Below are 19,264 nucleotides of genomic sequence, written 5' to 3'. Positions count from 1 at the left end.
TGGGGCGGGGAGGGGGCGTGGGGGCGGAATGCGAGGACCCATGCTTGTTTCGCAGGTGACGGGACGCCAATGCCGAATAATCGATGCCGGTTCTTTCTACCGAGTTGACGAACAACCATTTCTCCGGCTAGCCGCCACCCCAATAACACCCACCACACCATTCACTCCCATTACCCCCCACCCCACCGCAACACCCAACCCAAGCCCCGACCCCACCCGCCCCCGGACGACCCGACGACCCGACCCGACCCGACGACCCCGACGACCCCGACGACCCCGACCCCGACGACCCCGACGACCACCAATCGCCCAACCACGCGCACAGCCGGACGCAACGCCCCGCGACCTAACCAAACGGACACCAATCCCATGCACCGCGCCCCCAACACCCACCACCCCGACCAAGCCACCCACCCCCGCCAAAGAGCGGAGACCGGTTATCCACAGCCATCAGGAGCCCCAACCCACGCTCATCCCCAGCACCAGCCGGCCATGCCATTGCCGTCAACCAACCCGCCTACCCTCGCTTCGGGCGCTACCTTTGGGCGCCCGAGGTCCGAGCGAGGGGACGGCATCATGCGGATCATGCTCACCGTGCTCGGCGGGCAGGGCGACCGTGACGTCGTGATCGACGGCGACGACGGCGCCACAGTGGCGAGGGTGAGCGAGGCGCTCAACGATCACGGGCCGCTGGCGAAGGTCGTCCGCCTGCCCAAAGCACGAGCCCCCTACGGCATGTCGCCCCCCGAGGACACCGGCGCCCACGTGCCACACCCCCGCCGGCCGGAGCGCACCGCGACACAGGCGGTCACGGCGCAGCCGAGCTCCGCAGGGGCGGGAGCGGCGCCGGCCCTGTGGCGTGACGGCCGCCCGCTCGATCCCCGCGCCCGGGCCGCCGCCGTGCTGCGCGACGGCGACAAGATCACGCTGGACCCCGCGCTCGCCCGCGAAACCCTCATCGAGGAGCCGGGCGGGGTGGCCGAGGTGCGCGTGGTGGGCGGCCCCGCGGCCGGCGCCGTACACCGGCTGGGCCTGGGCGTGCACGTCATCGGCTCCGACCCGATGTGCGCCATGACCACCGCCGACCCCGTCCTCGCCCCGGAAGCGGTGACCGTACGCGTGACGCCGGACGCGATCACCATCGAGCGCGCCGGGCGGCCGCCCGGCGAGGCGCCCAGGCTGAAGCTCAAGGGCAGGTGGGCCGAGGAGGTCGCCGAGCTCACGGCCCGGGTCGCGGAGCGGGAGGCGGCCGAGCTGGCCGCCGACTACGGCGAGGTGCCCGAGCTCGACGGCCGTCCGCTCACGGAGCGGACCGAATGGCCCGACCAGGCCGTGCTCACGTGTGGTTCGTCAGTGTTCGTGCTGACGTCGATCGAGCCCAAAGACGCGCATCTGGCGCCCAGGAGCGAGGGCGGCGTGTCCTACAACCGCCCGCCCAGGCTCCGGCGCTCCGAGCCCGAGCGCAAGTTCGTCAAACCCAAGGAGCCCTCCAGGAACGAAGGCCTGCGCCTGCAGTTGCTCGCCGCCCTCCTGCCCGCCGTGCTCGGCGTGACGCTCGCGTTCGCCCTGAAGCAGCCCTACTACCTGCTCGTCGCCCTCATGACTCCGGTCATCATGATCGGCCAGTGGTGGAGCGACCGCCGCCATGGCAAGAAACAGCACAAAAAGGCGCTCAAGGAGTACAACGAGCAGCTCCAGGCGTACGACGAGGCCGTCGAGCGGGCGAGGGTGGCGGACGAGGCCGCCCGCAGGTCGGACGCGCCCGACCCGGCGCAGGTGCTGCTCACCGCCACGGGGCCGCGCAGGAGGCTGTGGGAGCGCCGGATCCACGACGCCGACTCTCTCAGGCTCAGGGTCGGGCTCGCCGACCTGCCCGCCAACCTGGAGCTGTCGGAGGAGCAGGGCGGGCCCATCGATCCGCCGATGTGCCACTCCGTTCCGGTGGCGCTGCCCATGCGCAGGCTGGGCGTGGCGGGCGTCACGGGCCCGCGCGCCGCGGCGACCAGCCTCGCGAGCTGGCTGATCGCCCAGGCCGCGACCCTGCACAGCCCCCGTGACCTGGCCATCGTGATCGTGTCCGCGCACGCCGACGGCGAGCACCGCTGGGGCTGGATGCGCTGGCTCCCGCACTGCACGCCGCGCGCGGGCGAGGAGTGCGTGGCGCTGATCGGCACCGACCCCGAGTCGGCCGCCCGCCGCGTCTCCGAGCTCGCCGCCCTCATCGACGAACGCCAGAACACCGCGATCCCCGAGCTGGGCAAGATCCCCACCGGCTGGGACGACCTCGGGGGCCCGGAGAAGCCCACCTTCTCCTCGTACGACGTGCGCCCGTACGACGTCCTGGTGATCCTCGACGGCGCCCAGGTGCTGCGCGGCCTGCCCAACATGCCGCAGGTGCTGCGCCAGGGCCCGCGTTCAGGGGTGTTCACGCTCGCCATCGACGACGACCAGCGGCTGCTGCCCGAGGAGTGCCAGACCGTGGCCGCGTGCGGCACGGACGGTCTCGTACGCCTGCGCGGCGGCGGCCTCGACGTCATCGGCCCGATCCTGGGCGACCTCGTCTCCCCCACCTGGTCCGACCGGCTGGCCAGGGCCCTGTCCCCGATCCGCGACGTGAGCAGGGACGACCCGTCGGGCAACCTCCCCGGCGCCGTCCGCCTGCTCGACCTGATGAGCATGCCCAGCCCGTCCGGACAGGAGCTGGCCAGGCGATGGCGGGCCCAGGGCTCCACGAGCGCGCTGATCGGCATCGGCCCCGAGGGCCCGTTCTCGGTCGACCTCAGGCTCGACGGCCCCCACGGCCTGATCGCCGGCACCACGGGCGCGGGCAAGTCGGAGCTGCTGCAGACGCTGATCTGCTCGCTGGCGGTGGCCAACCGGCCCGACCAGCTCACGTTCGTGCTGATCGACTACAAGGGCGGCGCCGCCTTCAAGGAGTGTGTACGCCTGCCGCACACGGTCGGCATGGTCAGCGACCTCGACGGCCACCTGACCCAGCGGGCCCTCGACTCGCTGGCGGCCGAGATCCGCCGGAGAGAGCGCCTGCTGGCGGCTGCCGGGGCCAAGGACATCGAGGACTACACGGGCACGGGCATGCCGCGCCTGGTGTTGATCATCGACGAGTTCGCCGCCCTGGTGGCCGAGCTGCCCGATTTCGTCACGGGCCTGGTCGACATCGCCCGCCGTGGGCGCTCGCTGGGCATCCACCTCATCCTGGCCACGCAGCGCCCCGCGGGCGTGGTCACGGCCGACATCCAGGCGAACACGTCGTTGCGCATCGCCCTGCGCGTGACCGAGCCCGCGGAGTCCTCCGACGTCATCGACCTGCCGGACGCCGCCCACATCTCCAAGTCGACGCCCGGCCGTTGCTACGTCCGTTCCGGCGTGGGGGCCGCGACCGCCGTACAGACGGCCAGGGTGGGAGGCCGCAGCCCCGCGCCAGGTTCGACCGGCCCGCTCGCCGGGCCGGGCCCCGCCATCAGGGTGCTCGACGTGAGCTGGCGCTCGCTGGGCAAACCCCTGCCGCCCCCTCCGGAGCCGGAGGAGGACTCGACGGTCACCGACCTGACCCTGGTCGCCGACGCCCTGATCGAGGCCACCCACCTGACCGCGGTCCCCGTCCAGCCCAGTCCCTGGCTCGATCCCCTCCCCACCCACTTCGTCCTGGACCTCCCGGCCCTCACCACGCCACCCTCGGCGACCGCGCCCACCGCCTCCTCACCTTCCGGCGACGCCGGCTCCCCCGCACCACAGACGACGCCTCCCAACCCGACAAAGGGCGCTTCCAGGCACATTCCAGGGATCGCCGCCCATGACCACGTCCAGGTCTCCGTGAAGGGCTCGGCCCAACCTTCCCTCGGCCTCCCCGGGCACCCACCCATAGGTCGCCCCGCGCCCCTTCACCCAGCGGGCCCAGGCCATCTCCATCCATCGACCCCCCGCCCCTCCGGAGGCGCCAAAGGCCCTCTACCGGCCGGTGCGCAACCTGACCACTTCCCCTCCCACCCGGAGCCTCACGGCGCGGGATCCCCATCGGGTGCGTTCGTCGAGGTCCCACCGCTGCCTTACGGCCTGACCGACCGTCCGTGGGCGCAGGACCGAAGCCCTCTCGCGCTGGACCTGGCCCACGGAGGCCACCTGCTCATCGCGGGGGCCGCCCGCTCCGGCAGATCGACGGCGCTACGCACGATCGCGGGCTCCATCGCGGCCCACTCCTCCCCGGAAGACGTCCACGTCCACGCGGTCGACTGCGGCTCCGGAGCGCTCCTGCCCCTGGTCACGATGCCCCACTGCGGCGCCGTCGTGACCCGCGACCAGATCGACCGGGTCGAACGCCTGCTCACCCGCCTGCGTGCCGAGGTCGGCCGCCGCCAGCAGCTCCTGGCCGAGGCCGGGCACGCCTCCCTGGCCGAATACCGCCAAGCCGGCCACCGCCTGCCCTGGCTGGTGTTCATGCTCGATCGCTGGGAGGGCTTCGTCGCCGCCTTCGAGAGCTACGACTACGGCCGCCTGATCGAGTCGCTGCTCCAGCTCATGCGCGAAGGCCCGGCGGTCGGGTTCAGGGCCGTGGTCACCAGCGACCGGTCGGGCCTGCTCGGCCAGGTCTCGACGGTGTTCGACGACCGGCTGCTCCTGCGCCTCTCGGACTCCTCCGACTACGGCCTGGCGGGCTTCCCCCTCAAGGGCCTGCCCTCGTCGATGCCGGCTGGCCGCGCGCTCTCGATGGGCGAGCACGGCATCGTGGAGCACCACATCGCGCTGCTCTCCTCCGACCCGTCGGGCCCGGCCCAGGTCGCCGCGTTCCAATCCCTGGCCCGCACGTCGACGGCGGATTCGGCGAGCCCTCGACGGAGTCCCGGCCCCGCTCACGGACGATCCGCCGGTGCCGGGCAAGGCGGCTGGCAGTGGGACGGCGAGCCCCCCTTGCGGGTGGACGCCCTCCCCATGCGCGTCACGGCATCCCAAGCACTCGCCCTGGACGCCACGTTCACGCCCCCGTCCCCGCTGTGGGCACTGATCGGCGCCGGCGGCGACGCCCTGGCGCCGCTCGGGCTCGACCTGCTGGCCCACGGGCCCGGCGCCGTCATCGCCGGCCCGTCCCGCTCCGGCCGCTCGTCCGTCCTGCTGACCGCCGCCCACTCACTCATCGCCCGGGGCACGCCCGTCATCGCCGTCGCTCCCAGACGCAGCCCGTTAAGGGAGCTCAACGGCGCACTGGCCGTGCTGGACGGCAACGCCGCCAACCTGACGGAGCTGGTCGCGGAGCTGCAGCAGTACGTGGTGCTGGTGGACGACGCCGAGTTGATCAACGCGGACGGCCCCTTGGGGATGGCGCTGGAGGAGGTGCACCGGTCGGGCCGGGACGGCGATCACGGACTGCTGATCGCCGGCACGACCGGAGATCTGGCCGTCGCCTATCGCGGGTTCGTCGCCGAGACGCGCAAGGCCCGTACCGGGGTGCTGCTGGCCGTCCAGAGCCAGGCCGACGGCGACATCTTCTCGATCCGCCTACCCCGCGGAACGGTCGGCGGCCCCCCTGGCCGAGGCTTCCTGGTGAGAACGGGCAACATCACCCCCATCCAAGCGGCACTCCCCGACGACGCCTGACGTACGAGACCGAGCGGCCAGCCCCACCACCCTCGGGACCACCGGCTACGAGACCGACCCCCGCGCCCGGCGGGACCTGCCGTCACAGCTCTCCGCCCCGGAAGCACCCAGTCGTAGTGCCCGGCGTGATGGTGGTGCTCCGCCAGAGGGCTCCTTGCGATGGGGTGTGCTCGGATCCTCGACGGGCGGCACTGCGGGGGACCCGGACCCTCGCCAGGTGGGGCCGTGGGGTGGGGGCTGTGTGGGCCGGTGGGACTGTGTGGGCGGGTGAGCCCGGATGAGGCCATGTGGGCGTGGGGGTCAGGGCTCGTCGGCGGGGAGGGTGAAGAAGCGGACGTAGACGGGGCGGGCGTCCGGAGGGGCGTCCTCCGACCGGTGGCTGTACTTGAGGAGCAGCGCGATGTACGCGTTGTAGAACTCGTTCAGCTCCTCCTTCGTCATGCGGGCCAGGCCCCTTGAGCCCCTTGCCCAGTCGGGGGCGGCGCGGTAGGCGGCCGGGAAGCGTTCCATGAGGGCGCGGTCCTCCTCGAACCCGACCCTCAGGAACTCGCCCAGGACCGCGCGGTCCTCCGGGGCCAGTTGGTCGGGGTTGGGGAAGCGCATGTCCCTGGGGATCTCGGCGCGGCGCCACCAGCGTTCGCGGCCGGACGAGCGTTCGGGGATCTCCTCGATGAAGCCGTACTTCTCCAGCTGGCGCAAGTGGTAGCTCGTGGTGCCGGTCTTGGCGCCGAGCAGCTCGCCCAACGTGGTGGAGGTGGCGGGGCCGTGGATGTTGAGGTGGGTCAGCATGCGGCGGCGCATGGGATGGGCCAGGGCCTTGAGCTTGTCCGGGTCGTCGAGGATGAACGGCTCGTGGTCGTTCTTCGTCTCGTCCTCCTTCATGAGGAGGAGGGTAGTCCTCCCGAACGATATCTGCAGACTTCTCTTTGCCGAGACTTCTCTGCAGAGTATGTTCGGCGATATGCAAAAGATTCTTGCGGTCGTCGCCGCCGCGCTTCTGGCGGCCGGACCCTCTGGTGGTTCTTCACTGCTCGGCACTTCCGTGGGACCCGCTGCGTCCAGCACTCCTTCGGAACACTTAGCGGTCGGACTCTCGGCCGAACACGTCGCCGGACAGGCCGTCCGGGAGCGGGGCCTCGGGGCCGGGCAGCTCGGAGGTGGAGTCGGGGCGCGCTCCGATGCCGGGCCCGATGGAGGGCTGGACGTGCCCGACGACCTGACGGCCGCCGAGGTGAGCTTCCGAGGAAGTGGTGGGCTGGTGCTGCACGGCAGCGTGATCAGTCCGGTGCGGGCACAGAGCGGGCGGGCCGGGGTTGTGCTGGTGCACGGGGCGGGGACCGGGACGAAACGGAACAAGCTGCTGGGCGAGGCCGTGGCGTTCGCCCGCCAAGGACTGTCGGTGCTGATCTACGACAAGCGTTCCGAGGGGTATTCGCTGTTCGAGAGGTCGTACTCGCAACTGGCCGACGACGCCCTGGGGGCCGTAGAGACGCTGCGGCGGCAACCGGGGGTCGATCCGGCGAAGGTCGGGATCTGGGGCCTCAGCGAGGGTGGATGGGTGGCGCCGCTGGCGGCGTCGCGGTCCAAGGACATCTCGTTCGTGATCGTGGTGGGCGCCAACGCGCTGCAGCCGCTACGGCAGCAGACCTGGGCGGTGGCGGCAGGGTTGCGGAAGGCGGGGGTGCACGGGTCGTTCGTCGATCGGGCCGAGCCCACGATGTACCGGGTGATCACGGACGCCGGGATGTTTCCCGAGCCCTACTACGATCCGGAACCGGTCATCGCGAGCCTGCGGCAGCCCGTGCTCGGGATCTGGGGCGTGCACGACCTGCTGACGCCACCCCGGGAGACGCCGCCCATCTTCGCCAAGGCCTTGGAGAAGGGAGGAAACCGGCAGTACACGTTCCGGTTCTTCGCGGATGCCGATCATGCCGCTCATCGGACGCCTGATGGTGGGGTCACACGGCTGCCCGAGCTCGCTCCTGGTTATGCGGAACTGGTCGGCAGTTGGGTGGGAGAGGCGACCTCGGGGCGGGCACCCGTGGCGCAGGTGACGGGGCCCGCGCCGGTCCAGGCGGACGACACTGTGGCGGTGCCGCCTGCCGAGTGGTGGGAGTCGGCGGGCGTTCAGGGCGCGGCGCTGGTGTTGTTCCTGGTCGCGTTCGGGGGGTATCCGGTGGTGGCCCTGGTACGCCGGATCCGGCGGCGTGGCAGGGGGTCGTCTGTCGACAGGGCGGGGCAGGGTGAGGCGGTGCCAGTCAAGGGGGCGTGGCTGGTGAGTGCCGGTGGGCTCGCGGTGGTCGTGGGCGCGTTCCTCTACCTGTTCTACTCGATCATGACTGGCGGGAAGCTGGCCTCGCCGGGGCCTCTGGTGGCGGAGCGGCCTCTCATCTGGCTCGCGCTCCAGGCTCTCGCGATCGCGACCGTCGTGGGCACCGTCTTGACCTTCGTACGGTGGCCCCGGTCCGCTCCGGTCGGCGAGAGGGTGCGGGTTGGGCTCCTGATGGCGGGCGGCGTCGTGTTCGTTCCGTGGGCGCTGTACTGGGGGTTGCTCCTCCCGTAAACGGCAGGGCGACGAGGTGAGGAAGCCGCGCGGTGGGCGGCGGTCGCAGGGCGCTGGGGCCGGCAGCGGGCGGGCTGAAGGCGGCCCGAAGCCCCGGGCGGGTGGTGATCGAAAGGGCTGGGGTGGATTGGCGGGGATGGTCGCAGGGCGGGCGGTGGTCGCACGGCGCTGGGGTCGGCAGCGTGCCGGATGAAGGTGGGCGGAAGCCCCGGGCGGGCGGTGGTCGGGAGCGCTCGGATGGATTGGCGAGGGTGGAAGCTGCGAGGGGGCGTGAGCTGGAGGCAGCGGGCCGAGCGGTGGTTCGCGGAGACCGGTCTGGGGTGACGCTGAAGGCGGGCTGAGCGAGCTGGGCGGTGGCGGCGCTGGGCGGGGTGGCGGCGCTGGGCGGGGTGGCGGCGCTGGGCGGGGTGGCGGCGCTGGACACCGCGAGGTGGGCGGTGGTCGCAGGGCGCTGGGGCTGGCAGCGGGCGGGCTGAGGGCGGCCCGAAGCCCCAGGCGGGCGGTGGCCGCGCGTGCCGGGATGGATTGCGAGAGTGCCGGGATGGATTGGCGGAGGTGGAACCCGCGAGGTGGGCGGCCGTGGTAAGGCGCTGGGGGCGGCAGTGGGCCGGATGAGGGTGGGGCGGGTAGTCGGGAGGGGTGGGATGGGGTGGTGGGGTGGAAGTTGGGGGTGGGGTGGGTGAAGGGGTGAGAGGGGGTGGGAATTGGGGGGATTGGGGCGGGTGGGGTTTGAGGCGTTTATGCTGATGCGCGGATTCTGACGCGGGGAGGCGCTGTGCAGACCAAGAAGGACCTCTATCAGGCACACCGCTTGATGCAGCAGAGGCTTGGCATGGCGCTCCTGCAGGCCGAGCCCGATGTCCCCGAGTCCCCCATGCGCCGGCAGAACGTCGCCACGTTCGGCGGGATCCTGATCGGGGTCCTGGTGATGGCGGTGTTCGGGATCTGGGGGCTGGTGCGGCCCGGGAACGCGACCAAGCTGACCGACCCGGGGCAGTTGCTGGTCGAGGAGGAGAGCGGGGCGAAGTTCATCTACAGCCAGCAGCAGCGGCGGCTGCTGCCGGTGGCGAACTACGTGTCGGCCAGGCTCGTGCTGGATGCCGGGGAGATCACGACCCGGAGCGTGAGCGCCGCCTCGCTGGCCGGGTACGCCCGGGGGCCGCTCATCGGGATCTCCGGGGCGCCCGACTCGCTGCCCGAGCGGAAGAAGCTGGTCAAGGCGCCGTGGTCGGTGTGCGTGGCGGAGGGGCCCGACAGCACGGGCGGGCGCAAGCCGTACACGACCCTTGTCGGGGGGACGGACCTCGGCGGGAGGCCCGTGGGCGGGGACGCGATGGTGGTCTCCGACGGGCAGCAGAACTGGGTGATCTGGGGCAATCGCCGCATGCGCGTCAACGAGCACGGCGTGCGGGCGCTCAACGCGCAGCCCAGGAAGGTGCCGGCGGCATGGCTGAACGCGCTGCCCGTCGGCCACGACTTCAGGGGCCCGAACGTGGCGAACCTCGGCAGGAAGGTACGGGCCAACGGGAAGGTCACGGCGGCGGTGGGGCAGGTGTTCGTGGTCCCGGCCATGCCGGGTACGGCCGCGCGGTGGTACGTGCTGCTCAACGACGGCCTGGCGCCCATCTCCCCCGTCCAGGCCAGGCTGCTGCTGGAGGACCCGAACATCAAGAAGGCGTACGGCAACCGGGTGGCGCGGGAGATCCAGATCGACGCGGCCTCGGCCAACGCCTCGCCCTCGCGCCAGAACGTCATGGACCCCACCCTGCCGACGACCATGCCCAAGGCGATCAACGTGTCCGGGACGACGCCGCTCTGCTCGGTTTATCCGAACACGGCGGCCGGCTCGGTCGTGGCCAAGGTGACGGTCGGCAGCAGAGTCACGATTCCGACGCCGTCGAGCTCAGGCGTACAGGACCGCTTCGACCAGGTGCTGCTTCCGCCGGGCAGCGCCGTGGTGGCCGGGGTGCTGCCCGGCGAGGGCCAGCTCGGCGCGGTGGCGGGGACGCTGGCGCTGATCAGTGACCAGGGGGTGCGCTATCCGGTCCCGTCGGCTGACGTGCTGGCGAAGCTCGGGTACGACGCCGCGGACATCGCGCCTGTGCCGACGAACATCATGCACGCCATTCCGCAGGGGCCGGCGCTGGATCCCGCCGCGGCCATGGTGCCCCTGACCGTCGGCAGCCGGTAGGCCCATCGGGGGTGGGTTCGGTCCCGGGGATGGGTTCGGGAGTGTTTGGCTCCGGGGATGGATTCGGATCCGGGTTCAGGAGTGTTCGGGTCCGGTTCGGGAGCGAGTTCGAGTCTGCGTCTGCGTCTGGGCTCGCGTGCGTGCGCCTCTCCGAGGAGCGGGCCGGGCCGGCACGGTGGGCGTCCGGCTGCCGGCCTCGGTCAGCCACACGAGCGCCGTAGCCGGTTTCCCGGCGGCACGGTGATGCGCAGCCGGGCTCCCGGCAGCTCGGCAGGGGCGGGGTCGGGGCCGGGTTAGAAGCCGAACTCCGGAATCATCGAGTCGTCCACGTTGGGCATCTGCGGTGTCGGGTTCTTGACGATGTCCGCCTTGCTGGGGTCCCAGATGGCGCTGGCGTTCACCAGGTTGGGCGCGCCGGTGGACGGCATGGCCTTCAGGAACGGAAGGTCCTTGGTGAACTGGTTGAACGCCGTCCCCGCGAGTCCCAGGTAGAGGGTGACCTTCATGACGAGCTTCCAGTGGTTCTTGAAGACCGTCTGCAGGCACTTGTAGATGCTCATCACCCCGCGGATGATCGCCGCCTCCCACGCCTGCCCCCCTGGGATGAAACGTACGGCGAGCACGATCCCCGCCATCACCGTCAGGATGCCGGCGATGACGTCGCACAGCACCGCCACGACGTGGAACGCGGTGGCCGAGCACTTGAGCGTCTCCCCGCAGGCGACGCGGTTGTTGTCGAGCTTGTCCAGCTGCGCGTCGAGCTCGTTGACCTTCTGCACGAACGACGCGTAACCCCGGCCGGCCCAGTCGCTGTTGTCGCCGATCTCCTTGGCCATCCGCTTCAGCTCGCCGCGCAGGTAGGCGAGGTCGCTGGCGCCCCCCGAGTTCCCGGCCGGGGCCAGGAGCGGGGACTGCTGCGCGGGCTTCGCACCCGCCGCCATCGGCGGGTGCCAGTCCTTGTTGTCGGCCTGCCCGATGTTGACCGGCGTCTTGTCGTTCCACTGGTCCGCCGCCCGGCTCTGCTCGGCCGGGTCCGCGATCACCAGGCTCATGAGCCCGAGGATGGGCGCCGCGTACGGCATGACGATCGTCGCCGCCGCAGTGGCCGCCCAGGCACTGCGGAACATCCAGACATCCGCTTCGTAAGCCACCTGCTCGCCTATTCCTCCCTGCCGAGCACAGCCGGCGTGATGTCCTCGTCCGTCTCCCAGACCGACTCGTCCTCGCCGAGGTGGGGACCGCGCTCGCGGTCCTTCTCCTCCTGGCCGGCTCCGCCGCCCATCCCGGGCGTCATGGGATAGAGCGGCGTCCCGCTGTTCAGTGCGCGGGCGATGCTCCCCGGCGCGCCCGGGCTCGTACCTGGCGAGCCGCCGCCGGCGGTGTAGCCCACCCCGCTGTCCGGCACGCCGACCGACGTGCGCGGCACGGAGGCGCGCGGGTCGTAGCCGGGGGTGCTGGGGACCTGCGGCGTGGTCGAGGTCGGCAGGCTGGGGTTGATGCCTTCCAGGTTGGTCTTGGGCGTCTGGTTGAGGGCGCTCAGGTCGGGCTGCTTGACGTCCGGCTGCTTGATGTCGGGCTGGTCGATGTTCGGCTGGTCGATCTTGGGCTGATCGATCTTCGGCTGGTCGATGTTGGAGCCCGGGATGTCCGGCTTCGGGATGTCGGACCCGGGGATGTCCGGCTTCGGGATGTCGGACCCGGGGATGTCCGGCTTCGGGATGTCAGACCCAGGGATGTCCGGCTTCGGGATGTCCGTCGAGGGCTTGTCGATCTTCAGGTCGTCGGGGTTGACGCCCTTGGGCAGGCCGCCCAGCCCGCTCTTGGGCAGGCCACCGGTCCCCGGCCCGCCGGGGCCGCCGGGGCCTTTGCCGGCCTTGCTGGCCTCCTCGGCGTCCTTGCCGTTGGCGGCCGCGTCGGCGATCGCCTGCTTCCACGAGTCCAGCACTTCCTTGGCCTGTTTCAGCGCCTCGACGGCGTTGTCGCGGACCGAACGATGCGCCACGTTGAGCCCGCCGCCGATCACGCCGAAGGTGAACTGGTGCATGTCGATGGCGCCGGTCTTCTGACTCATCGACGTCAGGTCGTCGCCGTAACTGCCCACGTTCTTCCCCAGCGTGTTGACGCTGGAGTACTTCATCGAGAAGTCGGGATCCTTGGTACGCGGGTCGACGGCGCCGCCGCCGAGCCCGCCGAGCCCGTTCAGGGCGCTCGAGTAGGGATTGCTGTCCTCGGCCACGTGCCCCCCTTGTCACGAACGGCCCATACGTTACGCCAGCCCCACATGTGCCGTACAGACAGATACGGCCTGTTACCACTCACCAGGAGCAAGGGCCCAAATGCCTACATTCTGTCAATACACCCACCATCCGCCTCGAAGATATGGAAAATTAACGTGATCACATGCGACGCTAGTGATGGATGTTCACTAATGTGACCAAACGGGCCGACTCCAGTAGTCGGCTGGGAGTCAGCCGACCAGCAAGGGAGGGACTGTGGGGGCACAACCGCAGGCTCAAGTAAGTGAATCCGATCTCATCGCCGCTGTCACCCGCATCGAGGACGCCGCCGAGCGCCTGCGCGGCATCCAGCAGCAGCTCGACCAGGCCGGCATCAGCCTCAAGGCTCACTGGCTGGGCCAGTCGGAGGCCGCGTTCGACGCCGTCCACAAGAAGTGGCACGAGCGGATGGACGTCATCCTGGGCAGCCTGCGCCGCCTGGCGGAGAACATCGGCACGAGCAACAAGAACTACCAGGCGTTCAACCAGGAGCGGACCGAGGCGATGAACCAGATCGCCAACATGATCAACGTCCAGTTCGACTCGCGTCTCAGCTAGCAGCAAGGGGAGGCCGCAATGCCCGCGGAAGACATCTTCGACGTTACAAAGGTCAACTACTCCGGCCTCAGCCAGGGTGAGACCGACTTCGCCAAGGCGTTCAACGACATGGTCACCGAGCTGGACAACCTGGAGCGGGACCTGCTGGCCAAGAGCGCGATCTGGCAGGGCGAGGCCAAGACCGTCTTCGACGAGGTCAGGCAGCTCTGGGAGCGCGAGGCCAACGACATGTCGCAGTTCATCGACCTGATGAAGAAGAACATCAACGTCACGAACATGAACATGCAGCAGGTCGACAGGATCAACTCCCAGATCTTCGACGGCAAGTAAGGCGTAGCGCGGGGGCCGACTCCAGAGGGGGAACATGGGCAGCGACAACGGCGGGGTTGAGCTCAGCCGGAGAGCGATCAAGGCGGCCAAGGCGGACCTGGAAGAGGCCCTCGCCATGCTGGACCCCGGCCATGAAGCCGGCAAGACGGGCGGCAGCGGCGCCGTGCAGGCCATCTTCACGGGCTCCGGTCCCGTCGAGCAGTTGAGCGGCGACTACGACGCCCTGGGCGGGTTCTGGCCGGCGGCCATGGGCTTCCGTCAGAGCACCACCAACGCCATCACCACCGTCACCAGCACCTACTCGAACATCACCGGCCAGGTGGCGAACGTCATCGGCCTGCTCGACCAGGCGTTGCAGAACTACGACGGCGCCGAGGTGGACAGCGAGGGCCGGTCGAAGGCGATGCAGGTCTGATGGCGGAGTACCAGGCGGCTATCAGGGGCCAGATCGGCAGCATCGAGTTCGAGGGTGCGACGCTGGATCTGCTCCGCGACACGCTGGCCAAGAACAAGCCCCAGCTCATCGGCCAGGCCGCGGCCGAGTTCCTCGAAGCCAAGGCACGGCTCGACCATCTCGTCGACGTGATCGACAAGCATCTGCGGGAGCTGGACAAGTCCTGGACCGCGGGCGAGGACGCCAAGACCGTCAAGAAGCAGCTGCGCAGGCTGCGGGAGGCGGCGGCGGACATCTCGACCACGATCAGCGACCAGCCCGTCGATGCGAAGAACCCCCCGAAGAACCCGCACGGTGTCGCCCCCGCGCTCATCGTCCACGCCCGGACGTTGTCGGCGGCCAAGGGAGACGTGCCCGACAACCCCGGCAGTGACATCGACTTCGGTGAGGCCGCCGTCACGGGCGGCGTGGCCGGGGCCGCCATCGGCTCCTTCTTCGGCGGGGTGGGAGCCGTGCCGGGTGTGGTGATCGGCGCGGGCGTGGGCGTGCTCGTCGGCGGTATCACCCGCTTCATCAGCGACCTTCCCTTCGCCAACCTCTGGGGCGACTCCAAGGAGGAGAAGGACAGGAAGAAGGCCGCCGAGGCCATCAAGCTGCTGAGCCAGGACACCAAGCTCAACAACGACGTGTTCCCCGCCGAGCTCAAGACCGACATCCCGCAGTTCATGGCGCTGTCGCCGAACGTTCCGACCGGCCCGTTCGGCGGGAAGACCGGGATCGGCGGCAACATCCCGGCCGGCCTCAACCAGACGTTCGACCCTACGGCCGGCCTGAACCAGGACGGCATGCAGGATCCCAACCGGCACCAGATCCCGGGCATCGACACCACGAACAACCCGACGAGCACGTTCCCCAACGGCACGGACGGGACCGTGGGCTCGGGAATCGGGAACGGCCAGAACGGGATCGGCGGCAACGGCCAGAACGGCGCCGGCAACATCCCCGGCCTGACCGACCCCTCCAACGCCCTGAACGCGAACGCGAATGCGAATGCGAACGTGAACCCGAACCTGAACAGCTCCCAGGACCCCAATGCCGGGCGCCCGACGACGACCCTGGCCGGAATGCCCGATCCGTCGCTGTCCGGCCCGTCCACCAGCCTGCCCACCACGGGCATCGGCAGCCCGTACGGCGGCCCCAGCACGGGAGGAAGCGGCTTCGGCGGTGGTGGGGGCGCGAGCGCGGGCAACGGTGTGAGCGCGGCTGGCCTGCGCGGTCTGAGCGGCGGCTCCTCCATGGTCCCGGCGGTCGCGGCGCCCGGCGGCCGGGGCGGCGGCCAGGAGCAGCAGGAGATCGTACGGACCACGTACCTCCTGGAGGACGAGGACCTCTTCAGGAGCGACGTGACGACGACCAACCACACCATCAAGGGTGACTCGAAAGGCAAGGCGTGAGCGTTCCGAAGGACAACGACTCGCCGCCCCCGGGACTGGAGCTCGCCAAGGACTTCCCAGGGCTCAGCGGGAACGGCGGCGGGCAGTACGCGGACCACGAGGGGATCAGGGACGTCGTCTCGCGGCTGCGCAAGAACCTGGGCTCCGTGCACGGCAACCCGCAGCCGTCGATGAGCGCCACGTGGAGCGGCCCCGGCACGATCGGCGAGGTGCAGGGTCTGGGCAACGTCGGACCGGAGGCCACCGGCAAGTGGGAGGTGGCCAGCAACTTCGGCGCCAACTTCGAGTCGGCGTACAAGGTGTTCGGCGAGAGCTACAGCCAGCTCATCGACTATGTCGAGAAGTGGGCCGAGGCGGTCGAACGGGCCGTCTCCAACTACGAAAAAGGGCAGCGGGACAGCAGTGCGTGAGATATCGGCAAGGATGGCGTAGATGGGCGATGAGTGGAAGCCGATCAGGCTCTATGACTACCTCGGCAACAGCAAGCCGGGCATCTTCGTCACCAGGGCTCAGATCGTCTCCTATCTGAAGGCCACGGACCCGGACCGCATCGAGAGCGCCGGCAACAGCTACGTCAAGGCGGCCGGTCTGGTCCACGGCAAGAGCGGGCTCGAGGGCACGCTCTTGAAGGCCGCTGAGGAGCTCGCGGAGGTCTGGCGCGGCGAAGGGGCCACGACGGCGCTGGAGGCGCTGCGGCTGCTGCACGCGAGCGCCGCGGCGCTCGGCGACGCCATGGAGAAGACCGGCAAGCCGATGGTCGAGTACGCCCAGCAGCTCAGGACGTCCAAGACGACCATGCCCGGGCCCACCGCCCTCAGCACCACGACCAACGTCGACAACGAGCCGACGACGAACTTCAACCCGCAGTTGGGGACCGCCGGGTATCTGGTGGACTCGGCGGCCCGGGCGCATCTGGAGCAGCTGAACAACAAGATCAACGACCTGAACGCGCAGATGGCCGACGGCCTGGCGTTCAAGCTGCCCGAGATCCAGCCCATGGTGGTGGAGACCCAGAAGCAGCAGCCCCTCGACCCCGGCAGCGGCACGAAGACGCCGTCGGGCGAGACGAGGTACTGGACGGGCGACGGCACGGGCGACGGCTCGAAGGGCTCGTCCGGCTCCGACGGCAGCAGCACCGGCGGCGGCCGTGACGGCTCCGACGGCACCGACGGCAAGGGCGACCAGAACCCCGGCAAGGACCAGGATCCGGGGCGCGACGATCCGGGCCAGGACCCGGGCAAGGGTCAGGACGACCCGTCCACGGGAACCCAGGACCCCAACAACCCCCAGCAGCCGGGCAACGGCCCGGGCACCGGCGGCTCGCCGCAGAAGCCCGGGGACCAGGACCAGAGCGTGCCTCCGGTGATCGGCGCAGACCAGCCGAAGACCCAGCTCGCCGACGCCGGAAACCCGAACTTCCCCACCACCACGACGACGCCGCCGACCACGGGTTACCCGCATCAGTCCACGCCCACCGTGCTCACCAACCCCACCACGCAGGTGCCGACGAGCACCCCGTTCTCCCCGGTTCCGGGGCAGAGCGGCGGCGGCCCGAGCACCTGGTACGGCGCGGGCGGCTCGGCGTCGGGGGCCGCTCCGTCGGTGCTCCGCGGCGGGCCGGGGGCCTCGGGGACGGGGCTCATGGCGTACCCGCCGGGCGGCATGGGCGCGGGCGGCGACCAGAGCAGCGAGCGCAACCGGGAGATCTACGACCCCGAAGGGGACATCTGGTCCTCCGCGCACCAGGCCGGCCCCGACCGCATCGGCTGACAGAGAACAAGAAAGCCCGGCTCACGCCACGTGAGCCGGGCTTTTTCAGCCCTCCATGCGCTGCCGGATCCTGTCCAGCTCTCCCATGAGGTCCTCGTACGTGCGGTTGTAGGCCGCCTCGGCCTGCCGTACCAGCTCCAGGCCGCCCTCGGGGTTCTGGGCGAAGCGCATGGGGTTGTTCTCCTCGCCGAAGACGTTGCCCATCTCCTCCGAGATCCGCCGCTGCAGGTCGGCGTTGGCCTCCGCGATGACGACCTTGATGCGCTCGGCCAGGTCGGCCGAGTTGAGGCGCATGGCCTTGGGGTGCAGGACGAGCTCCTTGAGCCCCGTGCTGCCGCACTCGGCCATGACGAACCCGTCCTCGTCCTGGGCGTGGCCCGTCAGGTCCTGCAGGACCTGCTGGAACTCGCCGGCCCGCGCCATCTGCTGGTCGGCGTTCCGGAGGATCCGGTCGATGTCCAGCGCGCCGAATTCCCGCTCGATCATCCCTCATACCCCACAAGACGCAGAAGCCGCTTTTCTCACCACCCTATCCATCAGGGCTTGGAGATCTCCCGTTTCGGCTCGATCCAGTCGAAGTCCTGGTAGCGCGGGGGCAGTCCGTTCTTCTTGGCGGGCTCCGAGAAGGAGGGGTACTTCTTGGCGTCGATCTCGATCGACTTGAAGTTGACCGCGGCCTCGCCGGCCGGCGTGATGTAGTTCCACTGGTGGTTCCGCTTCACCATGGTCGACAGCACCTCGCCGCCCTCCTTCAGGGTGCTGGCCAGCGAGGTGGCCAGGAAGAGCGTGGCGATGTTGACCTCGGCCGTGATGTATTTCTCCATCAGCACCCCCCACACCGAGCTCTGCGGCACCCGCTGCAGCGCCTTGGCGGCGATGAGCAGGCCGAGCGCGGCGGCCGACGTGCGCAGGACCCAGGTCCAGAAACTCCGGTAGGCCGCCGCGACCTCGTCGAGCGAGCTGCCTCCCGTGTTCAGAACGTTGCGCAGCACCTCGGACTCGCGCTGGAAGGTCCACAGCACCCGGTCGAACTCGTCGCGGTCCATCGCGATCCAGCCGTCCTTGGCCGTGTCGCGCAGCTGCGGGAGCAGGTTCTTCATGCCGCCGTCGAGCCGCTGGGCCATGCCACTCTGCCAGACGCTGACCGCCTGGGCCATGCCCGGCTCGTTGGCGAGCATGCCGCCGCAGATGGCGATGGCGGGAGCCAGGCCCAGGGCGAGCTTGCCCGCCCTTTTCAGCATGTTGAGCGCCTTTTCCCCCAGCGACGGCAAGGACGAGCGGGCCGCGTTCATCTCCGGAGCCGGACCGAACCTGCCTGCGCCCAGGTTCGCACGCTGGGCGCCGTTGGCGGCGTAGTTCTGGGGGGTGTGGGTGACGGGCTGGGCGTAGGGGTTGCCGGGAACGGGCCTGGGCTGCGGCTGGTACGGGCGCGGGCTGGTGGGCGTCGTGGAGTAGGGATTCGGGGTGGCGTACGGGTTGGAGTAGGGATTGGCGGGCACCGGCTGGCCCGGCGCCGGGGGCCGGGTGTGCGCCCAGGGATCCGGGGCGGCCGGCTGCGGCGGCGTGGCCGCCCGCGCCATGGGGTCCGGGGCGCCCGGCTGGGCCGGCGTGCCGTAGGGATTGCCAGGAGGCGCCTGGGTGGCCGGCGGGGTCTGGGTGTGCGCCCAGGGGTCCGGAGCGCCGCCCCAGGGATCTGGCGTGCCCATCAGCCGCGGTACCTCACGATGCTGGCCTCCTCGGCCGCGCGCCAGTTGCGCCTGGCCCGTTCGAGGGCGTCCGACCAGCTCTCCACGGCGTCTTCCATTTCGGTGAACGTGGTGTCCGCCCAGCGGCGGAACTCCTCGTACGCGCCGCCGATCATCACGCCGCCGATCGCCCCGAAACCGAGGCCGCCCACGGCCGTGTACGACATGAGCCCGTGGATGAACTCCACGTTCGGATGCAGCTCCTCGTCGACGCGCTTTCGCGTGTGCGCGATGGTGGAGGACGTGACGTAGATCTCTTGCCCCGTTTTACCCTGTTGTTGCCCCACAAATCGGCATTCTTGTCCACATATCGCTACTAAGTGGCACACTTGCCTCGATCTTCATGATCGATTCAGCGGCCCGCCAGCCTGTGATC

At 70.3% G+C, this 19,264-nt stretch carries 16 protein-coding genes; 10 read left to right on the top strand and 6 right to left on the bottom strand.

Annotated elements, in window-relative coordinates:
• Nucleotides 1-576: 576 nt before the first annotated feature.
• On the top strand, nucleotides 577-5,607 hold the full coding sequence (locus AB0J87_RS03140; protein WP_363962403.1) for an FtsK/SpoIIIE domain-containing protein: 5,031 nt from the start codon (nucleotides 577-579) through the stop codon (nucleotides 5,605-5,607).
• 300 nt (nucleotides 5,608-5,907) lie between these two features.
• On the opposite strand, the gene AB0J87_RS03135 is transcribed toward AB0J87_RS03140, so the two are convergent.
• Nucleotides 5,908-6,489, bottom strand: a complete 582-nt coding sequence (locus AB0J87_RS03135) for a helix-turn-helix domain-containing protein (protein ID WP_363962402.1) — start codon at nucleotides 6,487-6,489, stop codon at nucleotides 5,908-5,910.
• Between the two features lie 322 nt (nucleotides 6,490-6,811).
• Between AB0J87_RS03135 and AB0J87_RS03130 the strand changes: the two genes are divergently transcribed.
• The 3 genes from AB0J87_RS03130 (at nucleotide 6,812) to eccB (ending at nucleotide 10,361) form a co-directional block, all read left to right on the top strand.
• On the top strand, nucleotides 6,812-8,170 hold the full coding sequence (locus tag AB0J87_RS03130; protein WP_363962401.1) for an alpha/beta hydrolase: 1,359 nt from the start codon (nucleotides 6,812-6,814) through the stop codon (nucleotides 8,168-8,170).
• Nucleotides 8,171-8,523: 353 nt separating this feature from the next.
• Nucleotides 8,524-8,646: a hypothetical protein gene (locus AB0J87_RS03125; protein ID WP_363962400.1), complete on the top strand. Its 123-nt coding sequence runs from the start codon at nucleotides 8,524-8,526 to the stop codon at nucleotides 8,644-8,646.
• 299 nt (nucleotides 8,647-8,945) lie between these two features.
• Complete coding sequence (gene eccB, locus AB0J87_RS03120; RefSeq protein WP_363962399.1) at nucleotides 8,946-10,361, top strand: type VII secretion protein EccB; 1,416 nt, start codon at nucleotides 8,946-8,948, stop codon at nucleotides 10,359-10,361.
• 293 nt (nucleotides 10,362-10,654) lie between these two features.
• Here eccB and AB0J87_RS03115 read toward each other — a convergent pair whose 3' ends face one another.
• Nucleotides 10,655-11,488, bottom strand: coding sequence for a hypothetical protein (locus AB0J87_RS03115; protein WP_363962398.1), 834 nt, complete (start codon nucleotides 11,486-11,488; stop codon nucleotides 10,655-10,657).
• A 32-nt stretch (nucleotides 11,489-11,520) separates the two neighbouring features.
• Entirely contained in the window at nucleotides 11,521-12,597 is a 1,077-nt protein-coding gene (locus tag AB0J87_RS03110; protein WP_363962397.1) for a hypothetical protein, read from the bottom strand.
• Between the two features lie 256 nt (nucleotides 12,598-12,853).
• Between AB0J87_RS03110 and AB0J87_RS03105 the strand changes: the two genes are divergently transcribed.
• From AB0J87_RS03105 to AB0J87_RS03080, 6 genes are read left to right on the top strand one after another with little or no spacing between them, the layout of a single operon-like run.
• Nucleotides 12,854-13,195: a WXG100 family type VII secretion target gene (locus AB0J87_RS03105; protein WP_185070891.1), complete on the top strand. Its 342-nt coding sequence runs from the start codon at nucleotides 12,854-12,856 to the stop codon at nucleotides 13,193-13,195.
• Between the two features lie 18 nt (nucleotides 13,196-13,213).
• The gene (locus tag AB0J87_RS03100; RefSeq protein ID WP_350731440.1) at nucleotides 13,214-13,525 is read left to right on the top strand and encodes a WXG100 family type VII secretion target; all 312 of its coding nucleotides are present in this window, start codon (nucleotides 13,214-13,216) and stop codon (nucleotides 13,523-13,525) included.
• A 34-nt stretch (nucleotides 13,526-13,559) separates the two neighbouring features.
• Nucleotides 13,560-13,940 (top strand): hypothetical protein, encoded by a 381-nt coding sequence (locus AB0J87_RS03095; protein WP_355190621.1) that lies wholly within the window; start codon nucleotides 13,560-13,562, stop codon nucleotides 13,938-13,940.
• Nucleotides 13,940-15,373: a hypothetical protein gene (locus AB0J87_RS03090; protein ID WP_363962396.1), complete on the top strand. Its 1,434-nt coding sequence runs from the start codon at nucleotides 13,940-13,942 to the stop codon at nucleotides 15,371-15,373. The genes AB0J87_RS03095 and AB0J87_RS03090 overlap by 1 nt, the downstream gene beginning before the upstream one ends.
• On the top strand, nucleotides 15,370-15,783 hold the full coding sequence (locus tag AB0J87_RS03085) for a hypothetical protein (protein WP_363962395.1): 414 nt from the start codon (nucleotides 15,370-15,372) through the stop codon (nucleotides 15,781-15,783). The genes AB0J87_RS03090 and AB0J87_RS03085 overlap by 4 nt, the downstream gene beginning before the upstream one ends.
• 22 nt (nucleotides 15,784-15,805) lie before the next feature.
• Nucleotides 15,806-17,143 (top strand): hypothetical protein, encoded by a 1,338-nt coding sequence (locus AB0J87_RS03080; RefSeq protein ID WP_363962394.1) that lies wholly within the window; start codon nucleotides 15,806-15,808, stop codon nucleotides 17,141-17,143.
• A 45-nt stretch (nucleotides 17,144-17,188) separates the two neighbouring features.
• On the opposite strand, the gene AB0J87_RS03075 is transcribed toward AB0J87_RS03080, so the two are convergent.
• Genes AB0J87_RS03075 through AB0J87_RS03065 form a run of 3 tightly spaced genes read right to left on the bottom strand, consistent with a single transcriptional unit; the run spans nucleotide 17,189 to nucleotide 19,175 of the window.
• The gene (locus AB0J87_RS03075) at nucleotides 17,189-17,629 is read right to left on the bottom strand and encodes a YbaB/EbfC family DNA-binding protein (protein WP_355190613.1); all 441 of its coding nucleotides are present in this window, start codon (nucleotides 17,627-17,629) and stop codon (nucleotides 17,189-17,191) included.
• 50 nt (nucleotides 17,630-17,679) lie between these two features.
• Entirely contained in the window at nucleotides 17,680-18,849 is a 1,170-nt protein-coding gene (locus AB0J87_RS03070; RefSeq protein WP_363962393.1) for a hypothetical protein, read from the bottom strand.
• Entirely contained in the window at nucleotides 18,849-19,175 is a 327-nt protein-coding gene (locus AB0J87_RS03065) for a hypothetical protein (protein ID WP_350731426.1), read from the bottom strand. Before AB0J87_RS03065 ends, AB0J87_RS03070 begins: the two co-directional genes overlap by 1 nt.
• Nucleotides 19,176-19,264 lie beyond the last annotated feature (89 nt).

The organism is Nonomuraea sp. NPDC049625 (assembly GCF_040675285.1).
In the GTDB taxonomy this organism is placed as follows: domain Bacteria; phylum Actinomycetota; class Actinomycetes; order Streptosporangiales; family Streptosporangiaceae; genus Nonomuraea; species Nonomuraea angiospora_A.
This window is presented reverse-complemented; position numbering and strand designations above follow the sequence as displayed.